Origin of the sequence: Halomonas sp. DP3Y7-2, from assembly GCF_019800795.1 — a bacterium.
Taxonomy (GTDB): domain Bacteria; phylum Pseudomonadota; class Gammaproteobacteria; order Pseudomonadales; family Halomonadaceae; genus Halomonas; species Halomonas litopenaei_A.
In genome coordinates this window covers 157399-179121 of sequence record NZ_JAHVKJ010000001.1, presented here as the reverse complement: position 1 = coordinate 179121, position 21723 = coordinate 157399, and the positions used below count along the sequence as shown (strand labels likewise).

General features: G+C 62.4%; 12 protein-coding genes. 1 reads left to right on the top strand and 11 read right to left on the bottom strand.

From position 1 onward, the window contains the following. Positions 1 to 62: 62 nt before the first annotated feature. The 5 genes from KUV45_RS00755 to KUV45_RS00735 all read right to left on the bottom strand — a co-directional run bounded on the left by KUV45_RS00755 (position 63) and on the right by KUV45_RS00735 (position 13286). Entirely contained in the window at positions 63 to 1370 is a 1308-nt protein-coding gene (locus tag KUV45_RS00755) for an aminotransferase class I/II-fold pyridoxal phosphate-dependent enzyme (RefSeq protein ID WP_222162394.1), read from the bottom strand. Next, on the bottom strand, positions 1367 to 9061 hold the full coding sequence (locus KUV45_RS00750; RefSeq protein ID WP_222162395.1) for a type I polyketide synthase: 7695 nt from the start codon (positions 9059 to 9061) through the stop codon (positions 1367 to 1369). Before KUV45_RS00750 ends, KUV45_RS00755 begins: the two co-directional genes overlap by 4 nt. Next, positions 9058 to 10761 (bottom strand): LTA synthase family protein, encoded by a 1704-nt coding sequence (locus KUV45_RS00745; RefSeq protein ID WP_222162396.1) that lies wholly within the window; start codon positions 10759 to 10761, stop codon positions 9058 to 9060. Before KUV45_RS00745 ends, KUV45_RS00750 begins: the two co-directional genes overlap by 4 nt. Before the next feature lie 52 nt (positions 10762 to 10813). Beyond that, on the bottom strand, positions 10814 to 12076 hold the full coding sequence (locus KUV45_RS00740; protein WP_222162397.1) for a capsule biosynthesis protein: 1263 nt from the start codon (positions 12074 to 12076) through the stop codon (positions 10814 to 10816). 586 nt (positions 12077 to 12662) lie between these two features. Continuing rightward, complete coding sequence (locus tag KUV45_RS00735) at positions 12663 to 13286, bottom strand: histidine phosphatase family protein (protein ID WP_224851942.1); 624 nt, start codon at positions 13284 to 13286, stop codon at positions 12663 to 12665. Between the two features lie 226 nt (positions 13287 to 13512). On the opposite strand from KUV45_RS00735, the gene KUV45_RS00730 reads away from it, so the two are divergent. Continuing rightward, a complete protein-coding gene (locus KUV45_RS00730) occupies positions 13513 to 16401 on the top strand; it encodes an EAL domain-containing protein (protein WP_222162398.1) in 2889 nt (962 codons plus the stop codon). Between the two features lie 18 nt (positions 16402 to 16419). On the opposite strand, the gene KUV45_RS00725 is transcribed toward KUV45_RS00730, so the two are convergent. The 6 genes from KUV45_RS00725 to KUV45_RS00700 form a co-directional block, all read right to left on the bottom strand. Further along, on the bottom strand, positions 16420 to 17055 hold the full coding sequence (locus KUV45_RS00725) for a hypothetical protein (RefSeq protein ID WP_222162399.1): 636 nt from the start codon (positions 17053 to 17055) through the stop codon (positions 16420 to 16422). Positions 17056 to 17137: 82 nt separating this feature from the next. Continuing rightward, positions 17138 to 17599, bottom strand: coding sequence for an Rrf2 family transcriptional regulator (locus KUV45_RS00720; protein WP_222162400.1), 462 nt, complete (start codon positions 17597 to 17599; stop codon positions 17138 to 17140). A gap of 358 nt (positions 17600 to 17957) precedes the next feature. Next, entirely contained in the window at positions 17958 to 18407 is a 450-nt protein-coding gene (locus tag KUV45_RS00715) for a nitrous oxide reductase accessory protein NosL (protein ID WP_224851955.1), read from the bottom strand. A gap of 151 nt (positions 18408 to 18558) precedes the next feature. Then, the gene (locus KUV45_RS00710) at positions 18559 to 19383 is read right to left on the bottom strand and encodes an ABC transporter permease (protein ID WP_224851943.1); all 825 of its coding nucleotides are present in this window, start codon (positions 19381 to 19383) and stop codon (positions 18559 to 18561) included. After that, the gene (locus KUV45_RS00705) at positions 19380 to 20345 is read right to left on the bottom strand and encodes an ABC transporter ATP-binding protein (protein WP_222162402.1); all 966 of its coding nucleotides are present in this window, start codon (positions 20343 to 20345) and stop codon (positions 19380 to 19382) included. Before KUV45_RS00705 ends, KUV45_RS00710 begins: the two co-directional genes overlap by 4 nt. Beyond that, positions 20342 to 21691, bottom strand: a complete 1350-nt coding sequence (locus KUV45_RS00700; RefSeq protein ID WP_222162403.1) for a nitrous oxide reductase family maturation protein NosD — start codon at positions 21689 to 21691, stop codon at positions 20342 to 20344. The genes KUV45_RS00705 and KUV45_RS00700 overlap by 4 nt, the downstream gene beginning before the upstream one ends. Between the last annotated feature and the right edge of the window lie 32 nt (positions 21692 to 21723).

The window sequence follows — 21723 nt, the reverse complement described above, 5'->3', positions numbered from 1 at the left end:
TTGTTGGATCATTGGTTTTCCGTTGCTGGGGGAAAGGTCAGGGTCCTTCAATCACTACCATTTCATGACGATGTCGCCATCAATCCACCCAGCGTTTGCAGGGTGACGTCGATCTGCTCGTGTGTATGTTCGCTACTGACAAAGAAGCGCAGGCGGGCGCTTCGCTCTGGCACGGCGGGATAGAGAATTGGCTGGACATTGATGCCAGCCTCCAACAGTCGGTGAGAGAGCTGGGTAGCCTTGGCCGAATCGCCCAGAATAACTGGAATGATGGCATGGCCTTGGCAATGTCCTGTCTCTAGTCCTAGCGCTCTGCAACCTGCCAGTAGACGCTGAGCGTTGTGCTGCAGGGCGGTGACGCGCCACGGCTCCTGCTCAAGAAGCTCGAGCGCGCGAATCGCAGGGCCCCCGAGCTGCGGTGCCAGGCCAACACTGTAAAGGAATCCTGGCGCCAGATAGCGCAGGGTGTCGATCAGCGGTTGGCAGCCGGCAATGTAACCACCGCTCGATGCCAGTGCCTTGCTGAGCGTGCCCATCCAGATATCGACCTCGGCGGCAGATACGTCGCAATGCTGGTACAGCCCTTGTCCAGTCGCTCCCAACACCCCTAGTGAGTGCGCTTCATCCACCATGAGCCAGCACTGATGGTGACGCTTGACGGCAATGAATCGGGTTAGGTCCGGCGTATCACCATCCATACCGTAGAGCCCTTCGATCACCACCAGTACCCGCTCGAAACGTTGGCGGTGGCGTCGAAGCAGCTGGTCCAGGGCGTCGGGATCATTGTGAGGAAAGCTCATGCGCGTGGCCCCGGATAGCTTGGCGCCGACGAGCACGCTGTTATGGATCAGGCTATCGTGAACGATAAGGTCTCGTGGCCCGACCAACATGGCAATGGTGGACACATTGGTCGCGTGGCCACTGACGAAGGCCAGGGCATCGTCGCTCTGATAGTGCTGGGCCAGCGCGCCCTCCAGTTTTTGGTGGAACGGCCGTTCGCCGGCCACGATGCGACTGGCGGAAACGGAAGTCCCATAGCGTTCGATAGCGTGACGCGTCGCGGCGATGACCCTGGAGTCTCCTGCCAGTCCCAGGTAGTCATAGCTGGCAAAGTTGATGACATCGCGACCCTGTAGCTGACTAACGGCCCCCGCTCTGGTGTCATGACAGCGGAAGAAGGGGCTGGCGACGCCGGCGGCGCCGGCGAGTGAGCGCATCATGCTGATCTGGCGATAACCTTCCAGCGTGCTGAAGTCGGTGAGGTCTGGGTGGGCATCCTGGCGGCCAGGCAGCTCGCTGTGGCTGGCATCCTGCCGCCTGGCCTGATGGAGCCATCGTTCCTTCAATACTTTGCGTTCGTCAGGCGTCATGCCCCCTCCTTCTCGGCCGCTGTGCTTGCACCATGACGGTGGGCCAGGTGGGTCTGCTCGTCGTGTACCGTGTCGGATGGGCCCATCGCCTGTTCGCAGATCAGGTTAACGGTTCGCTTGAGCGTTGCTGCGTCTGCCAGGGCCATGGGAGACAGAGTGACACCCAGCTGGTGATCGATAGCCGTCACCAGCTCGACCCCCATCAGGGAGTCGAACCCCAGTTCCGAGAGACGCTTGTGGCCGTCGATCCGCTCCGGCTCGAGCATCAGGATGCTGGCGAGCTGCTGGCGTACCACGCTTTCCACGATCTCCGCCCTTTCGTTTTCGTCCAGGGTCGCCAGGTCGACTTGGGGGAGAGTCACTTCTGAGCTGTCCGTCCGTTGCCACTGCTGACGCAGGTCGTCAAAGCGGCGCTGGGCGGGCAAGCCATCGACGGGGCCAATTACAGCGCCGACCCCGATATCCTCGGTGATGGCCTGTTGAAGCTGGTCCAGCGCCTGGCCGGCACGCAGCTGACTGCCCCCCATGCGCTTGGCCAGTGACTGTTGAAGGGAGGGATGGCGCGCGAGAAAGCCGGTGTCCTCGATGATGCCCCAGCTCAGACAGGTAGCAGGCAGGCCCGCCCGACGTCGTCTCACGGCAAGGGCTTCCAGCGCTATATTGGCGGCAACGTAGGCGGACTGCCCAGGGCTGCCGAAAACGGTGGTGGCGGAGGCATACAGTACGAACAGCTGCAGTGGGCAGTCGCGGGTCAGGTGATCCAAATGCAGTGCCCCCAGCAGCTTGGCTCCCAGCGTTGTCTCCAGGTGGGAGCGCTCTAGATGGTGCACCAAGGCGTCATCGATGGCGGCCGCCGCATGGATGACCCCTCGCAGGGGAGGGCGCTGCTGTTGCGGGTCCTTGATCAGCGCAGCGAGCGCTGCGCCATCGGCAAGGTCCACGCAGGGGGTCTCCACGGTAATGCCCTGGCTATGCCAGCGATCGACTGCCGCCTTGGCTTCGGCGCTGCTGGCGCCAGATCGACTTAACAGCAGCAGGTGACGGGCACCGCGGTCCACCAGTCGCTGGGCAGTCGCCAGCCCCAGCCCCGATAGCCCTCCGGTGATCAGGTAGCAGCCGGCTGCATCGAGCCAATGTTCTTCAGGACTGAACTCACCCCCTGTCAGTGAACCCCGCTCATGGTCGCTGGGCTCAACGCCTGTCCTGATCACGTGAGAGGCGAGTCCGGTGGCGACAGCGCTGTCCGGTAGCTCGCTCTGGTGGGCAGTGTCAGGGACGGTCACGATGATCTTGCCAATATGTGCGGCCTTTTGCATGTGGCGAAAAGCATCGACCACGCGTTCCGCAGTGAAGACGGTACATGGCAAGGCGTGAAAAGCACCCGAATGGAAGCCTTCCATCAGTTGCCCCAACAGCTTCCCGGCGAGAGCGGGTCGATGGGACAACAGCTGGTCGGAGTCGATGCCGAAGTAGCTCAGGTTTTGGCGAAAGGGTCTCAGCCCCATCGGCGTATCCTGGTAGAAGTCGCGTTTGCCGAGTTCCAGGAAACGACCGAACGGCGCCAGTACCCGCAGGCTTTGGTGAATCGCCTCGCCAGACAGGGAGTTGAGCACAACATCAACGCCATCACCTTGGGTATCGTCGAGGATCTGTTCAGCGAAATGCAGGCTGCGGGAATCGTACAGGTGGGTGACGCCAAGCAGGCTTAGCATATCGTGCTTCGCCGGGCTGCCTACCGTCGCAAAGACCTCTGCTCCCTTCCACTGGGCGATCTGTATGGCAGCAAGGCCGACGCCTCCGGCGGCACCATGGATCAGTATTCGCTCGCCCGGAGAGAGCCGAGCCAGATGTTCCAGCGCGTAGAACGCGGTCAGAAAGGCGGTGGGTACTCCGGCGGCAGCGATGGGATCGACGCCAGGAGGAATCCGCGTCAACGCGCTAGCACCAGTGACCAGGCGGGAGGAGAAAGCGTTTGAGCCGAGCCCCATGACGAGGTCTCCCGGCGCCAGTTCCTCGACACCGCTGCCCGCGGCTTCAACGATGCCTGAGAACTCCAGCCCCAGGCCTGCGCCCGAGAACCCTTGTTCCAGAGCCTCGTCGCTCAGCATGCCGAGGGCATACATGACATCGCGGAAATTCAGTCCCGTGGCCAGCACCTTGACCCTGACCTGATCGGCGTCGAGGGCCTCAGGCGCATGGCCGCTGGTGAGCGCTGGCTGCCAGGTCAGACGTGATAGCTGTCCCGGATGGCTGATGGTCAGGCGCTGGTCGTTCGCGCTGGTCGTCACAGACGGTGATGTAACGGACACTGGCCTGTCACAAGCCGGGGGGAGCTCTGGCCATCGGCGCACGCGAACCGCGTAGCGATCTCCCTGGGCAGTAATCACGGTTTCCTCTTCGCCATCGTCCTGCTCAAGTGCCCGGCCAAGCGTCTCCAGCGCTTCATCAGTCAGGACAATATCGACGGCACGACAGCGAACCTTCGGCTGTTCATTTGCCAGGCTGCGCCACAGTCCCCAGGCGGCGGCCTGCTCAATCTCATCAGCCGCCGTGCACAACATCGCGTCCGCCGACCTTGGCGTGGCGCCGTTCAGCAGCGGTGCCAGCTGGCAGGTGACCAGCGTCATGGCTGCGACCTCAGGCAATCGAGCGAGCTGGCTAAGCTGTTCCAACCGATCGAGACAGCGACGGTGGGTCTCGAGGGGGAGACAGGGCGCTTGCTGCGCACTGATGGCTGGAGCAGGCGTAAGAGGCGCCGGGTGATCGCCTGTGGCCAGGCCGCGCAGGTCGACGAGATGAACGCGTGCGCGCTCGTCACTGGTCAGATGTTCAAGCTCAGCCGCCAGCTCACTATCCATTAGGCAACGTGGCATCAGGCAGTGTGCGTGGCTTGCTCCTTCCTCTTCCCCTTCCCCTTCTCCTTCCCCTTCCCCTTTCCCTTCTCCTTGCCCTAGCTGCAGCAGCAGGCGCTGCGCTGCTTGCTGGCTACGCTGATCGGTGATGAGCCAGAGTGCCGGTGAGGAGTTGGCAGCGGCCTCGGCCATGTTGGGCTCTGTCAGTACGGCGTGAATGATCGCCGGTTGATGAGCACCCGTACGTGATGGTGGGCTGAGAATGTCAAAGCCATGGTCGATGAGATACCGACATATGGCGTCGTGTCGGGCCGGACGAGCGGTTGGGTACAGTGCACCCAGGGCTTGCCACCAGCGGGTGGGAGGGGGCGCCAGGATGATCAGCTGTCCCTGTTCGGCCAGACGGGCCCTGGCCTGATCGATGGCCTTCAAGCTGGCATCGAGATCGAGGGGTGTGGTGACCACCCAAGCCAGTTGAGCCGGAGGCCCGGCCGTGGATGTCGCCAACGATATGGCGCTGTTGGCGTCGATCAGGCGTTGGGCGCGCTGGCGCGAAAGCTCGTCCGAGACGCAGATCTGCAGCGTGATGCGGCTAGGCTGAAGCACAGGCAGCAGCGCCTCCGCCAGGCGTGGGACCGCCATCCCCGCCTCCACCAGGCGTACAGGCTGAGACGAGGGAAGCTCCTGGTGCAGCGTGTCGACCAGCCCACGGACCTGCTGATGCAGTACCTCCCATAGAGCGTCATCCATCAGACTGGCCGCGGCAGGCTGGAGCTGTTCCAGAGTCAGGTCGTCGATGACCTCTCGCGTCCCGGCCAGCAGCGACGGCAGGTGCTGGCCAAGGCGTCCAAGCGGGCCTAGCAACGCCAGTTGCTGAGGATATTCCGCCAGCAGTAGTCGCCACAGCGCGACGGGCGCAGGTTGCTCATCTTCGCCGGACGCGGCGGCCGAAAGCTGCGCTTCGTGCTGGCACGGGGGCTCTGGCGAGTCATCCCCTGAGACGGGGCGCGTGGTCGGGAGCAAGGCCTCGAGCCGGTGTGCCACGCTGTCTTCTGTGATACCGACGCTTTGCTCTGTCCTCGGCTCGCTGGCTACAGCCTGGCCGGCGGCCAGTACAAGCCAGCGATCGCAGAGGTGATTCAGCAACACGCTGAGTTCCTCCAGCACAAGTCCGTAGCGGCCGTTGATCACCTCCTCGAGCTGAGCGGCTAGACGGCTGCCGTGCTGGCCGATCGGTTGCGGCGAGAGTGGCGCGGGGACCAGGGTCGACGTCAGGCGTTCCACACTGCCTGTGTCGTTAGAAGAGACTCCTCGTGGCAAGGGCGTGGCGGCAAAACGCACCGCCTCAAGGGCGGCAACACAGCCACCGGCGTTGTAGAGCCATAGGTCGGCGGTGAAGGAATGGGGGGAGCGCCGACGTATGACGGCTCTGGCCAGTGTCGGCTGGCCTGAGCCGCGACGAAACTGAAGGCGCGACAGTCGCACGGGTAGATAGCCACGTTTCTGAGGTTCTCCCAGTAAGGGAAGACACAGCTGCAGGGCGCCGTCGAGTAGACCGGGAGGCAACTCCCAGTTGGTGTCGTCCTCTACCATGGCCAGCGTGGCCACGGCCTCATCACCTTGACACCAGATATGCTCGAGGCAGCGATAGTCACCGTGGTAGTCCAGTCCCATGGTCTGGGTGAGCTCGGTATGCTGCTCGCCGCTAAGCTGGGAAGGTGTGTCGGGTAGCTCGGGAGTTGGCTCCTGCAGCGTGCGCCCCAGGCAGCTTGGTGCCAGGCGTGCCGACAGTTGTGGCGTCCACCGATCTGCCTCGTCGAGTCCTCGGGTCTGCAGGCTGACACGACGCTGGGCATCCACTTCCAGCCGGGTCAGACGTCCCAATGGGTCCTCCAGTACCAGCGGTGCGAGGATCTCCAGGTCGTTGATCTCGATACAGGCGGAATCCTCGAGTGCGGCAGCGGCGGCCAGCACCATCTCGACCTGAGCCGCGGCAGCGAGTACCGGCGTGCCACCGACACGGTGGTCTGCGAGCGACGGCACCGTGGCAGTGCTCAGGCGTTGATGCCACACGGCCAGCGTAGGATCTGGGCGGTAGCCCAGCAGCACATGCTCTTCTCGAGCGATCAGCGAGTGGTCGCCCCAGCCGCTTGGGCGGGGCCAGTGGTGGCGACGTTGCCAGGGGTAGGGCGGCAGCACCACGGGGGCATGGCGTCGATCAAACCAGGCGGCGAAGCTGCCCTGCACGCCACTGAGCCACAATCTCGCGGAGGCTTCTTCGAGCGTCGCCGAGGCATCTTTGGTGCGCGCCAGGGTAGTGACATGCAGGACCGGTTGACCATGCAACCGGTACTGGGCCTCGATATAGCGTTTCAACAGCGGATGCCCACCGACTTCCAGCAGCACCGAGTCGCCGCGCTCCACCAGAACATCGAGGACCTCGCGAAACCTTACCGGGGCGCGCAGATTACGCCACCAGTAGCCAGCATCCAGCGGAGCGTCGATCAGCGTTCCGCTGACACTCGAGATCATCGGCAACTGGGGTGGGGTAGGGGCCAGGTCCCCCAGTGCATCCCGCAGCGAGGGTTCCAGTTCGTCCAGCAGGGCACTGTGAAACGGATAGTCCAGCGGCAGGCGAAGATGACGAATACCGGCGGCGGCAAGCTCATGTTCCAGCTCCGTCAGCGCTGCCAGCGGTCCTGCCAGAGTGATATTGCCGTGGCTATTGTCCCCCGCCAGATCAAGGGCAGCGAAGCGAGGCTGTTCCAACCAGGGCGCTATATCGTCCAACTGACAGGCGATGGCCGTCATGCCGCCCCGGTAGCGAAGCAGACTCTGCAGGCGACTGCGCTGGAATACCACCTCTACCGCATCGCTGAGTGACAGGGCTCCACAGGCCCAGGCCGCGGCCACTTCGCCTACGCTGTGGCCGGTCACCGCCGTCGGTACTATGCCCGCCCCACGCAGCCATTCGGTCACGCCAACCTGTAGCGCAAAGAGAGCCGGCTGTGCCACCAGGGTGTCGTCCAGCAGCTCCGCATCGTCGCCTTCCGCCAGCAAGGTGAACAGCGAAAACCCACCGCGGGGTGCAAAGCAGTCACTGACCTTGGCGATGGCGTCCCGGAAGACGCCACTGCTGCTAAAAAGCTCTCGCCCCATGCCTAGCCATTGGCAGCCGTTGCCAGTGTAGACAAAGACGGGCCCGCGGGGGGCCGCGAGACGCGGCTGCCGCCACACCACTGGCGGCTGGCCGGCAGCGCTGTGCGCTGCATCGGAGGAGTCGTCGCCCCCTGATGCTGGCGTAGCCGCCAGCTGGCGCAGCGCCCTCATGGCCTGCTCGTGATCACTGGCCAACGCGATGGCCTGGTGGCTTAGCCGTTCACGATGCTGGGTGAGGGTCCAGGCTAGCGCCTCCAGCGCTGGTTGATGGTGCTCAAGGTGGTCGGCAAGCTGAGCGGCCCGCGCCGCCAGGGCCGGCTCGTCATGGGCGGACAGTACCAGCGGCCAGCGCTGTGCGTTGGGCACTGGATGGGTTGCCACGGTAACCTGGGTAGGCGCTGTCTGGCGCGGTGGTGAGGTCAGCACGACGTGGGCGTTGGCGCCGCCAAAGCCGAAGCTGTTGATGCCGATGGTCAGCGGGCCACTGGCAGCCAGCGTTCGGGTATGACGAACGACCTCCAGATTGTGGTCATCCAGGCGCAAGGCAGGATTCAAGCGTTCAATGCCGATCGTGGCCGGAACCCGACGGGCGCTCAGGCAGCCCAGGGCCTTGTAGAGCCCGGCCATGCCCGCGGCGGTCTCGGCATGACCGATGTTGCTCTTGATCGAGCCGATAGGCAGGGGCATTGAGCGATGCCTGCCGAGTGCTTCACCGATGGCGGACACCTCGATGGGGTCGCCCACCGGTGTTCCGGTGCCATGCGCTTCCAGGTAGTCGAGCTGGGCCGGCGCGATTCCGGCGCGTGCATAGACCTCGGTCAACAGACGCGACTGGGCGTCGGCGCTGGGCACTGTAAGTGCGCTCTTGTGACCGTCGGTATTGACGCCGGTCGCCGCCACCTCTGCCAGGATCGGGTCGCCGTCGACCAGCGCCTGGTCGAGTGCCTTGAGCACGACGACCCCGGCGCCTTCCGCGCGCACATAGCCGTCCGCCTCGTCACTGAAGACGCGGCAACGGCCGCGTGGGGACAGCATGCCCGCACGCGAGAAGGCGATGAAACCGAAGGGATGGAGATGTAGACAGACTCCGCCAGCCAAGGCGGTGTCGCACTCACCGCTGCGAATGGCCTGGCACGCCTGGTGAAACGCCACCAGTGATGACGAACAGGCGGTGTCGATGGCCATGCTGGGGCCCGTGACGTTCAGCAGGTAAGACAGCCGATTGGCGGCGATGCTGAAGGTATTGCCGGTAGCGGACAGGCTGTCCAGTGACGCCAGGTCACCGGTGTGCCGATAGGCGAAATCGGGGCTGGAAATCCCCACGTAAACCCCGCAGCGCGTTCCTCTCAGTGTCGATACCGGAATAGCGGCGTGCTCAAGGGCTTCCCAGGTCAATTCCAGCAGCACACGCTGCTGCGGGTCCATGGTGGCAGCCTCTCTGGGGGAAATGCCGAAGAAGTCGGCATCAAAGCCGCTGATATCCCCGAGCGACCCGGCGGCCATGCTGACGCTGGTCCCCAGTGAGCCTCGTTGCGGATGATAGAAACGACGAGCATCCCAGCGCGAGGGATGCACCTGCGTGACCAGGTCTCGCCCGGCCAGCAGGCTCTGCCATAGAGACTCGCCGGGCTGTTGGGGAAAGCGGACTGCGTTTCCGATAATGGCGACACGCCGGGTCATGGCGACTCCTTCTGCCGACGTACGCGGCCAGACACGTTGGGAGAAATGCCGTTCGAGGGGGCCGGCGATGCGGTCGAGCGTCGTTCGGCATCTTGATACGCCAGGGCCGAGGCGGCATCCAGCACGCCATCGGCCAGCTCGGTGAGCTCCGTCACCGGTGGTTGTGGGTCAATACTTGCGCCCTGGGGGCTCCATAGCAGAAAGGGGGTTCTGCCATCTGGATCACCGAGCCAGTCATAGCTGGCGCTCAAGATAGGCACGTGATCACCGTATGCACAGAGCAGTCCTGGTCGCGACTGGCCTGTCAGTGCCTCGGCGAGGTGGCCGATCATGGCGTCGATATTCGCCAGATGGTGCAGATAGATGTCCAGCTCGTGACTTACCTTGTCCGGACGCCGGGCGTCTGGAGTCAGCCAACGTAGCGGCGATGGCATAGGTTCGAGCAGAAAGGGCCCATGACTTTCCATGGTGATCACCAACACCATCAATGGCCGGGGATCGGGATCCTGGAGCGCCCGTTCGACACGCTCAGCCAGTACTGCATCGGCCACGTAGGGGCCGTCGCGACGCTCGTGCCGGAAGCTGTCGAGATCTTCAAAGACATCAAAGCCTAGCCTCGGCATCACTTTGTCCCGCTGATAGAAGCTGGCCGGATAGGGGTGAAGCACCAGGGTCCGGTAGCCGAGCTGAGAGCAGGCGCTGGCCAGGCTGGGGACCTGTTGGCGTGCCAGCTGGTGGTAAGGATTGAAGCGATGCATGCCAAGGGCGTCAGCGCTCAGCCCGCACAGAAAGGCGGTCTCGCTGCGCACGGTATTGGCGCCCCAGGCGGGCACGCTAAGGCGCCCATGGGCCAATGCGCTGGCGCAAAGGTGGTCCCAGTGGGAGAGCACCTCAGCAGGAAGCTGGGAATACCAGGGACGAGGGTCGAACAACGACTCCCCTTGGACGATGACCAGGTGAGGCAGGTTGTCCACCGAGGGTCTGAAGGGGGGCGTGTGCTGAGACAGCGGGATCGACGGCTGGTTGAAGTGCATCCGTCGAGGTTGGCGCAAGGAGATGGGGGCGCGGGAGACGTCGATCGGGGTGTCTGGGTAGCGTGCGAAGGCCCAGAAGCCTGCCCATAGCCCCAGTCTGCGGTGATGGGCAATAGGATCCAGGCTGGCCCCTGGCAAACGCGTCAGGCCCAGCGCCAGAGCTGCTGACGGAGCCAGGGCCAGGAAAAGCCACCACAGCACGCTCTGCTGAGGGCCAAGCGTGGACACCAGGCTGGGCTCCAGCCACCAGAATCCCGCGATGGCCAAGAGGCCTGCCAGGGTCGCTGATATGGCCAGCGGGATGCCGAAGAAGGGCAAATACAGTCGCGGATGACGCACCGCATCCAGGAAGTATTCGAAATCCTGGAGCAGGAAGGGCTCCTTCAGGCTCTGCCATTTGGCCTGGTGGCTGCGGTGCACGACCCACTGCAGGGTAAGGGTGATGACCATGGCCAGCATGCCGCGCTGTACCAAGGCCAGCCAGAGCAGATAGACCAGACCCCATGAGCCCATGTGGACCAGCCAGGCGGAAGCAGGCCGATGGCGCCATGGCGCGCGGTTATCGGAAGTTTCCAGGGCGAGGCTGAGCAGCGTGCCGAGGGGAAGGCCAAGCAGCCCCAGGTACAGTGCCGTTCTCGCTACCTGTGTATCTAGCCCGGAGGTCATCACGACAGGGCATCCTGGCCGAACCCTCGGTTCCCGGCGGCTGATCCAAGGCCTACGCAGCGCATGGCACGCATGACAGCAACTCCTCGAGTCGAGAGCGTTCGGTACACAGGCGACGGGCGCTGTGGTGGACCGCCAGTGCGATGCCTGGGCGGCAGTAGAAACTGCCGTTGAGCTGAACGGTGTGGAGCAATGTCGTTTTCAGTGCCTGGAATAGCCTGCCGTCTGGGCGGGGCGGTGCATGCCAGAAGTCCGCTGGTACCTGACGTCGAGATAGCGTCAGGCCCGGCAGGTTGTAGATGGCATTACCGAGGGAAAGTAGAGGGCAATGGTTTTCCAGCGCCACAAAGCCTGAGGTGCTGTTGACGGTAATGGCTCCCTGGGCGGCAGGCAGCAGGTGATTGAGGTCGCCGCCCTCGATGAACAGCAGGCGATGATCGATCTGCCACTCCCTTGCCATGCTCTGGGTATGCCGACGAAGGCCACTCAACCCCGGATCGAGAGGATGATTCTTGACCAGTAAGCGCGCGTCGGGAGAAGCAAACTGAGCAAAGGAAAGCAGTACCTCGCGCAGTACCCTGACCATGTCGGGATAGTCTGAGTGACAGCGAATCTGCGCATCGCTGTCCAGCTGCAGCAGCAGCACAAAGTAAGGCCCAGGATGGCCAAGAAACTCCCTCAGGCGACGAGCTTCGCTGGCGCGGTCAATACGCTTGCGCGTCAATTGCCGTAGATAGCCGGCGTATTCGCGCGGTGCACTGACAGGAGCGTGGCCGCGGTAGCCGGGAAACAGCAGTGGATTGGAGAGCCCGGCCAGGTGGTAGAGGACGTCATGGGTAGCACGCACCCTGAAGGGACTGAGGCTGTGTTGTGCAGGGGGCGGTGGGCCGAGCCTGGCAGCGGCTTCCACAAACCAGTCTGGGTCCTTGGGGAGCTGGGAGCAGCCGTTGACGCCATCCGGCTCCAAGGTGATCCAGTGGGGTCTAAGGTAGCCTTCTTCAAACACCTGGACGTGCAGTGCAAGCTGCCGGGCAGCCTGGATCGCTGCTCGATGGTGAGGGCGCTGATCACCAAACACCACAAGGTCGGTGATCCGCCATTGGCTCATCCAGGTGGCAATCTGTGACGTAAAGTCCGTTATCCCGCCGCGAAACCGACGACTGCCTAGCCGCCAGCGGTAGACCAGGTCACCGCCGCACAGGTCTATCAGATGCACGCCGTGCCCACGTTCCAGCAGTTCACGACTGAGCTGTGTGAAGAACGGTGAGCAGGGGCCCTGTAGCAGCAGGAACTGGCGAGTCCTGAGCAGCGTCATTGGTTGGGCACCCCTAACCTGCCGGGCCGCTCTACTCTGTGGCGCAGCCCCAGGGCAAGATGATCGCTCGTGTCCTGGCAGTGACTCGTCGACATCAGCAAGGCGCGCGATGATTGGCCATCCACCGCTAAGCCGCGGTGCTGAGACGTGGGTTCCATCATGCGAGCCGATAAAGTCCTGTGTCAGTGAAATGCTCGGCAGCGACCACAACGCCTTGGCTGGCCGCGTCGAGGCTGAGGCATCTGAGAGCGATGCCTCTGGGAGCGATGCCTCTGAGAGAGATAGAGGTGTGGTTCGCAACATATCATGCGAGCGAGTGATGATTTGGTACGAACTTCGCAGAATCGGGCGCTAAAAGTACGAGATTCATGACAGTCGCTGCTTCTATCCGATGGCTGCACAAATTTTGTCGGCCTGGATAGGCGTTGATCGTGCTTCCGCGACTTTTCCACAGGACATCTCTGTATCATCCACAGTGTTGTGCACAGCCATGAGCTTGGCAGGGCTGCCGGTCGGGAAGGTGCTGGTCACGTGGGAGACATACCGGCGAGGGCCGACCGCCCGTCAGAGACCCGTAGAAAGGGCGTCAGGAGGAGGTGGTGCCAGCGGCATCGGCGCCCACTATCAGAGGACGGATATCTGCCGGGGCCAGTGGCGGCTGGTCACGATGTGCCGACAGTGGCTGCCCGCTGGCGGCTGTCAGCAGGATGTGCAGTGGATCGCCGTGGCTGACGAGCAGGATGGTCTGGTGGTGCAAGCGGGCCTCCAGGTCGATGATCAGCGCGATCATACGCTGGACAACGTCTGCGACACTCTCGCAGCCTTGAAGGTGGTGATGGGCGTTCTCGGCATCGTGGCCCCAGATAGAGGCGTAGGCGCTATCCGGGCCCTGGTCGAAATCACCGAAAAAACGCTCTCTAAGCCGTTGGTCGGGCGTGGGCGTGAGCGAGAAATACGCGCCGACGTGCTCGGCGGTCTGGGTGGTACGCAGAAAGTCGGAGTGCACGATATGTGTCGGTGTCGCTAGATGCCAGCTGTCGAGTCGGTGCTGCAGCTGCTCCTCGCCCTTGGCAGACAGGCCATAGCCCTCGCAGCCGTGGGTAGGGGAAGACACGATCAGTCCTCTGGCATTGGCCTGGCTATGTCCATGGCGCATCACCAGATAGTGGTTGTGGCAGTGAGGAAGAGCCACTGTAGTGGCGTCTGCCATGAGCGTAGCTCCCGCTGCAAGAGGCGTTGCCTGGAAACGGCGTGCGGTAGGCGAGCGTCTGTGACATCGCCGTGTCACCCAACAGCATAGGCGCTGGTAGAACAGGCTGCATCGTCAGCTTTCATCACCATGGCCTGTAGCGTGGAAACCCCCACTGCGATGTCTGCCCCAATTCAGCTATTCTCGATACATCGAATGCCTGATTCAGGGATGGGTCGCTCAGCCGATGAAGATGGACGCCCGCCGAGCCTTTCAGCGCCTTGCCGACAGCCTCTCTCGCGAAGTGGGGGGAGACTTCTTTGTTCACCTGGTAGAACGCCTGGCGGGGATTCTTAACGCAGATGCACTGGTGGTGGCGGTGCCCGTCGGGGACGGCACGAGGCTGCGCACGCTGGTGTTGTATGTGGATGGTGAATGCCTGCCGAATATCGAATACGTGTCGGCGGGGACACCCTGCCATGGCGCCATGGTCAGTGGCGCCTGCAGCTATACCGAAGACGTCTGTCATGCCTTTCCCGACGACCAATGGTTGCGTGAGTTCAATGCCCAGGCCTACTCCGGAGTTCCCATGCATGGGCCGGATGGAGAGTTGCACGGGGTGCTGGTGGCGCTGTACCGCCACCCTCTGCGCCAGCAACATCTGGTGGAGGAGGTGCTGAGAATTGCCGGTGCCCGCTGCGGCGCTGAACTCTCCCATCAACGCACCGAGCGCAAGCTGGCATCTACCGCGATTCAACTGGAAGCCACCAATCGTCAGCTGCAGCGAACCCATCGCGCCCTGACACTGCTGCGTCTGGTTAACCGTGCCGTGATCCGGTTGACGGACGAAATGGCCGTACTTGAAGAGGTCTGTCGACTGGCTGTTGATCAGGGGAGCTATCGCTATGCCTGGGCAGGGTTGGCCCAGGACGCACCCGACCATCGCATTCTGCCGCTGGCCAGTGCCGGCGGTGCCGATGAGCTGCTGCGCCATGCCAGCTTCAGCTGGGATGCTGACGGACGCCACGGACAGGGACCGAGCGGGAGAGCCCTTCGCGAGGACGTAGAGCACCTGGTGGCCGATTACGCCGACATGGAAGACCGCCCCAACTGGGTCCAGCGCTTCGGGGTGAGGGCTGAAATCGCCTTGCCGCTGCATCTGGGGAGTGGGCGCCGGGGGGTGATGGTGCTGTTGATGGACACGCCCTATCGCGCCAGCGACGGTGAGCTGGCGCTATTGAGGGAGCTGGCGGGCAATCTGTCGTTTGGGCTGCAGGCCATGCGTGCGCACCAGCATCAACGCCATACACAGCAGGCGGTGCTGGATATGGCGGAAGTGGTCACGGCCCGCAGTGATGACGCCTTTTTTTCTCAGTTTGTGCGTCGGCTGGCCAAGGCTCTGGGAGCAGACGGTGTCTTTGTGTCCCGGGTGGAAGAAAGTGTCCCGCTACAGGCTACCTTGTTGGCTGGATTGGTGGATGGTCAGCCGGTGGCACCGTTTCACTACTGCTTTGAAGGCTTGCCTTGCGACGATGCCTTTCGCGACCTGGAACACGTTATTGCGCGAGGGGTAAGCGACCGCTACCCACGTGCCCAGGAGATGATCGGGTTCCGTGTGGAGGCCTACGTAGGGCGCCGCCTGGAAGACGCTAGCGGGGATGCCATTGGGACATTGTTCGTGCTGTTTCGTGAGCCTTTGCACGACCCAGAGCCCGTGTCGCACCTGTTGCGCATCTTTGCCGCAGGCGCGTCGGCGGAGCTGGAGCGGCGACGCAGCGACGCCCATATCCGCCGACTGGCGTTCTTTGACCCCGGTACCGGATTGCCCAATCGCGCTAACTTCATGGAGTGTCTGCAGAGTGCTATCGCCCTGGCGCGCACCGAGCAACACCGGGTCGCGCTGATGTTTCTGGACCTCAATCGGTTCAAGGAAATCAACGACAGTCAGGGCCACGATGTAGGTGACCAGGTGCTCAAGGAAGTGGCTGCACGGTTCAGCGCCTGCCTGGGCAAGCAGGGTACCCTGGCCCGCCTGGGCGGCGATGAGTTTGTGGTCATGGTCGAGCGAGCTGACGAAATCGGAACGGCTCAGGTCGTGGGGCGACTGCTCAGTGCACTGAATGCTCCGGTGGTGCATGACCGTCATCGCTTCAACGTGGAGGTAAGTATCGGCGTTGCCTTCTTCCCAGAGGATGGGGATGGGCCTAGAGAACTGCTGAAACACACCGATATCGCCATGTATCACGCCAAGGAAAGCCGCAGCGGTTATCGTTTCTATGCGCCGGAAATGGGTCGTGACCTGCGTCGTCGCCTGGTGCTGGCTGCGCGCCTCGATGATGCGCTGGCCGGAGAGCGGCTGGAACTGTGTTTTCAGCCCTGCGTGGCGTTGGGCAGTGGGGCTCTCGTTGGGGCCGAGGTGTTGTGCCGCTGGTTCGATGCCGAGCTGGGTTGGGTGAGCCCGTCAGAGTTCGTCACGATCGCCGAAGAGCGTGGCATGATCGAGGCCTTGGGCAGCTGGGTGATGGAGCGCGCCTGTCGCCAGCTGAAAGAGTGGCAGGACGCTTCGCTGACGCGCTTGCCGCATCGCCTGCACGTCAATTTGGCTGCCGCACAGTTTGAGGACCCAGACCTGGCCAAGCAGTTGACCGACATTGCCAGTCGCTATGGGATCTCGCCGCAACAGCTTGGGCTTGAGATCACGGAGAGCGGCTTCATGAAGGACCCTGAGCAAGCCGTGCGAATCACCGACGATCTCCGCCAGCGAGGCTTCTCGCTGTCTATCGATGACTTCGGCACCGGCTATTCGTCCCTTGCCTACCTGAAGCGTTTTGCGGTGGAGGCGGTCAAGATCGACATGTCCTTTGTCAGCGATATGCTGACGGACAGCAACGATCACGCCATCGTGGCGACCATCATCGCTATGGCACGGCAGTTGGGATTGACCGTGGTCGCCGAAGGCATCGAGACCGCTGCTCAGCTAAAGGCCCTGCGCGAGCTGGGGTGCGACCATGGCCAGGGTTACCTGCTATCGCGTCCACTGAGCAGCGAAGAGTTCGCCCAGCAGTGGTTGATGGGTGAGACCAGCAGAGGACCCCTGACAGAGACCGAGTCCGCCGAAGGGTATCGTCCTGGCTAGATCGTACAGGCTAGATCGTCATGGCGAGATAGAGGGCGAGTCGGAGGAGTCGCCTGCCTCTTGAGTGCACAACCGGTTCAAGCGCGACAGCGCCTTATCGGCGCCTGCCAGTGAGAAGCGTAAAAACCAATAGTCGCTTTCCTGCTCGGTCATACGCAGCCGGAGATGCAGCGTACTGCCGGTACTCAGGCGTGACTCCAGCAGCGGCATGTCCAGATCTTCGACGTAGACATACAGACCATCATCGCCCCGCTGTGTAGAGAGCACTGCCGTCCCGGTCTGGGCGGTCTGCTCATCCACCAGAATATCGACGGGCACGCGGTTCACCACTTCACTGCGCGACTGACGTTCCCCCAGGCTGCTTCTCAGCTCAAGCCAATGAATGGCACAGCGCCCTGCCGTGGCATTGATGCTGAGCAGCGTATCGCTGTAGCTGGTGTCTTCGAGGGCGCGTACATGTCGCTCCCCGCCTAGAGAGGCCGTCAGCGACTGCCAGCGTTGGTGACGTTGTCCGTCGGCGGTATTGAAGCTGGTGGCGAATACGGTTTGGGAGCTGGTCAGCGCGCCTACCAGGATCGCCATGCCAAGCAGGCTGCTGGTACTACGGCGGATACCTCGGTGAACGGAAAAGGCATGGGACAGCAAAAACGGCATGACAGCTCCTGGCAGTGCTTGAGACAGAGCTCAGGAGGCTAGCACTCACGGGCGTCGCTGTCCCGGCCTTAGCCGGTCTCGATCAGGCGCTTTCGGCTTCCGCTGTCAGCGAGATCAGTTTCAGAGTGTGCAGGCGCTGGCGGCAGTCGGTGGTCATCAGATCATCCAGCGTGTAGCGGTCGAGCACTTCCAGGAACGCTGCCAAGGCCTCGTTGGCGATGTGCTTGAAGCGACAGATCGGTGCCATATAGCAGGCGCTGTCGTCCCCATCGCACTCCACCAAGGCCAGGCTGTGCTCCGTGTCCTTTACCAAGGTGCCCAGGTGGATGCTGGCGGGGGGATGCTTGAGCGATAGCCCACCGTGCTTGCCCCTCACTGCGGACACATAGCCTAGACGGCTGAGCTCCTGGACGACCTTCATCAGATGGTTGCGTGATACCTCAAAGCGCGAGGCGATTTCGGCGATGGTAGTACGCTCATTACCTGATTCCGCCAGATACATGAGAACGCGAAGAGAGTAGTCAGTAAAACGTGTGAGGTGCATGGGTCGTGTCCCGGCGCCCGAGGGCGGCAGTGAAAGAGTGATAGAGCCAGTTCTTCATCGGGTTCGACTCTATCAGGGGAGGGCAATACTAACGCAGCTGTAGAGCATTAAAGCGCATAAACGTATGAAAAATCCTACAGCACGTGACCTATATCAATTACCTTATGTTAAGGATAAATCTCACCCTTATGGAGACTAATGTTCACTCATCATAATTTGAATGTAGCATGGAACTTTTCTATAAAAGCGTAAAAAATGCACTAATGAATTTGAATGATCGCATTGGGCTAGTTTCAATACCTCCGTAGAGGTATTTGTCATGTTTTTTGCTGATTTGGATGTCATGTAAGCACTCAAATCAGAGCTCTGAAAAGCGCACTAGCGCTCCCCCATAGCGCTGCTGAAAACGTACCGCGTCATCCCTTTCTGCAAAGCTGGCAAGGGCATGTCCCATGCCTCCCCGCCTTGAGTGACCACTGATATACCAAGCGGACTGGGCATCGATGAAGGTGTGGCTTTCCGGCCGCAGCCAATCGCCTGAGCCCATATCATGCACCCAGGCTGTAGCGCGTCGATCAGCGTTCTCTGGCTGTTGGAGAAAGACCATCATTTCCGATACCGAGCAGAACTTGAGCGGTGACGATTCCCCTTGGAAGGACAGTTCGCCCTTGGGGCCGGGGACGTCCGTCATGACCATCCCGCAGACGTGACAGATATCGTCTTGCCCGATGGGAACCGGGCCGGCAGTGGAGCTGTTTTGGCTATCGCTACAGGCACTTAGTGCGATGAGCACAATGCAGGCGATCATATGTCGGATAGGCGGTGAAATAGGCATAGCGAAACTGCTCCGTAAAAGGTAAGGGGGCGGGGCTGTTCACCCCCGGATGTACTGATGCCAAGAAGCACAGGAGCCCGCAAAGCCCCGGCCTGAGCGTGGCCGGTACGGCAGGTCACTGGAACTAGAGAGAGCGCTTCGCGAAGCGACGCGCCGCAAGGCTCAGCGGGAGAACGATCCAGGCGATCAATACGCTGACCAGCACCGCGGGGGAGCGCGTGGCAACGCCCGCCAGTGCTGGCAGGTCAGCGGTATGGGCAGCATCCAATGTGGCGAGTATCAGTAGGCGGAAGCATTCGGCGGGATTGGCCAGCATCAGCCAGGGCAGCCAACTACCTCCCTGACGCACCAACACCAGCAGTGCGAGCAGGGCAAGATCCAGCACCAGCACAAACAGAAACCAGGCGACAAGCACCTGAGCCGCGGCGGTCTGCTTGCTGCTTGCTCCCGCGCTGATCCAGTAGGCCATGGCCAAGAATGACCAGCCCATCAGCAGGCTTGAGGCAATCAGGGTGGCCAGACCCAGGAGGGTGTCCATCAAGGCTGCCTGGGGCGTGCCAATGGCAATCACGATTCCCGCCACAGCAAAGCCGATGGTGGTAGCCAGGCCCAACACCCAGGCATGGCCCAGGTACTTGCCCAGTAGCCAGGTGTGCCTGGAGATGGGATAGGTGGCCAGCAGCAGCAGGGTGCCGCCTTCGTCCTCGCCGACGATGGCGTCATAGGCCAGCAGTAGGGCGATCAGGGGGATCAGTAGCATCGCCAGCGTCGACAGACTGATCAGCGTGGTGGGCAGCTCGGTGAAACCGCGTCCGCCGCTGGCGGCGGCGCCGAAGGCCGCGATACCCATGGCCAGCACTCCCAGCAGTATCGCGATGCCCAGTACCCAGCGATGGCGCAGGCCATCCCGAAACTCTTTGTATGCAATGGTCATCAGGGGCTGCATCATCTTGGCTCCTTCAACAGAGTGGACCGATGGGGACTGCAGGGCATCGCCTCGGACGCGGCCCCTGACTGGACGTGGCGGTAGAGCGCTTCAAGGCTTGGGGGACGGATATCCAGATCCTCGAGTGCTGGATGGGCGATACACAGTCGCAGCGCCTCAAGGCGCTGCTCTGGAGAGACCTCAAGCCTGAGTCGTCCACCCGGCAAAAGGTTGGTGCGGGCCGAGATACCCTCTCTTGTCAGATCAAGGCCGAGCTCTTCAGATGGACCAGATACCTCGATGACATAGGGCAGAGCGAACTGCTGTCGCAGTCTATCGAGATGGTCACAGGCGAGGCTTCGCCCCTCGCCGAGAATCAGCGCACGATCGATGACCGGCTCCACCCCGGGCAGCAGGTGGGAGGACAAGACGATGGTTGCACCGCGCGACTTTAGCGTGGCGATGGTTTCGTAGACGGCCTCGGTGGCGGCAGGGTCAAGGCCACTGGTGGGCTCATCGAGCAGCAGTAGCTGGGGTTCTCCCAGCAATGCCTGGGCCAGCCCCAGGCGCTGGCGCATGCCCTTGGACCAGGTAGCAAGGCGCCGGTCGGCAGCATGACCGAGGCCCACCTGGTCCAGGAGATCCTGTACTCCGTGGGTAGCTTGGCCCTTGAGCCTGGCCAGGTAGGCGAGCGTTTCGCGTCCGCTTAAATGGGGGTAGAAGCGAACGTTTTCGGGCAGATAGCCAAGGCGCCGACGGAAATCGGGGTCATCCAGACGGTCGGCACGATATCCCAGCACCTGGAGGGTACCGGACGTCGGTGCCAGGAGTCCCAGCATCAGCTTCATGCTGGTGGTCTTGCCGGCGCCATTGTGGCCGAGAAGCCCCAGCACTTCGCCGTGGGCCACCTCGAAACTGAGGTGGGACAGTCGCTTGGTGCCGTTGTGTTCGAGGCTGACATCGTCAAAGTGGATGGCGAAGGTCATGATGATGAGGGCCTTCTGTCGGCGAGTGGAGGTCTGGGAGGTGACATCAGCGGGGCGCTATCCGTGATGCCAGGAGGGCGGAACACCGGGAGGGCGCGCTGCACCCAGCGCAGAGCGAGCACGGTGGGACTCATCATCAGCACCCGGGCCTGAGGGTGGCGCCACAACAGCAGGTCCATGGCATCGTTGGGCTGGTACGCCGCGTCACCCACCCCGTTTTCGTCCAGGTCCCAACCCAGGTAGTCGCTCCAGTAGTTGCCGCCACCGTGCTCGGACCATTCCTGCTGGCGTGTGGCAACATATTTCACCTGGCGTCGATTATGGATAAAGGCGTTGCCACTGATGAGGTTGTCTTCGGAGCCTGCGGTGAGGTGCAGGCCAATATCGCTGTCCTGGAGCCGGTTGCCACGGATCTCGTTGAACTGGGCGTTGTAGACAAAGATGGCCTTGCCATCGCCACCACTGACCTGCTCCTGGTCGTTGGCATCACGGGGTTGGCGCACCTGGAAGATGTCGTTGTCGATGACCCGGCTTTCGGTGATGTTGTTCATCAGGATGCCGTAGTTGCGATCCTCAACGGAGCGATTGCCGGTCACCGTCAGCCCCCGGGACTGCATCAGGGCATAGCCGGTGCGGGTGTGGCGGGTCAGGTTGTTGGTCACGGTATTGTCGTGGGCATACATGTAGTGGACGCCGTAGCGCAGGTCCTCGAGCCGGTTGTCGGCGATGACGCTGTCGCTGCTGGTATCGATGTAGACGCCATCACGCACCTGGCGGATATCGTTGCCCGCGACCCGGGCCCGGCGCACGTTGAACAGGTGGACCCCGTTGCCGCGATCCTGGGAACGTAGCCGGATATCGCCGCGAATTCGATTGTCGAGTACCTGGGCATCCTCGACGCCGTCGAGCCAGATACCAAAGCCGGGACCCTCGAGCCGACAGCGCGCGATGATGGCTCCCTGGGCGTTCTTTTCCACGTGAACGCCGGCGTCCATCGCGGTGAGGTCATCGCCCCAGCGGGTGATGGTCAAGCCCGTTATCCGGATGTGTGGTGCGCTCAATGTCAGCGCGGTGCCGCTGCCGTTGCCATCGAGGGTCGCGGCCTCATCGGTGGCGTTCAGGGTGAGCGGCTTGTCGATGACCACCGGGCCTCGGTAGTGGCCTGGTGTCAGCATCAGGGTGTCGCCGGGAGCCGCCTGATCTATCCAGCGTTGCAGGGCCACCTCCGGGGTGACCTGAAGGGTGGCGGCCAGTGACGACGATGTGGTCAAGCCGCAGAGAAGCGCCAGCACCAGGCCGGCCACCGTACTGCGACAAAAAGAGAAAGAGCAGGATGGGAGAATCATTGAGTGGCGCCTGCGCCCATGCCGGGCGCAGT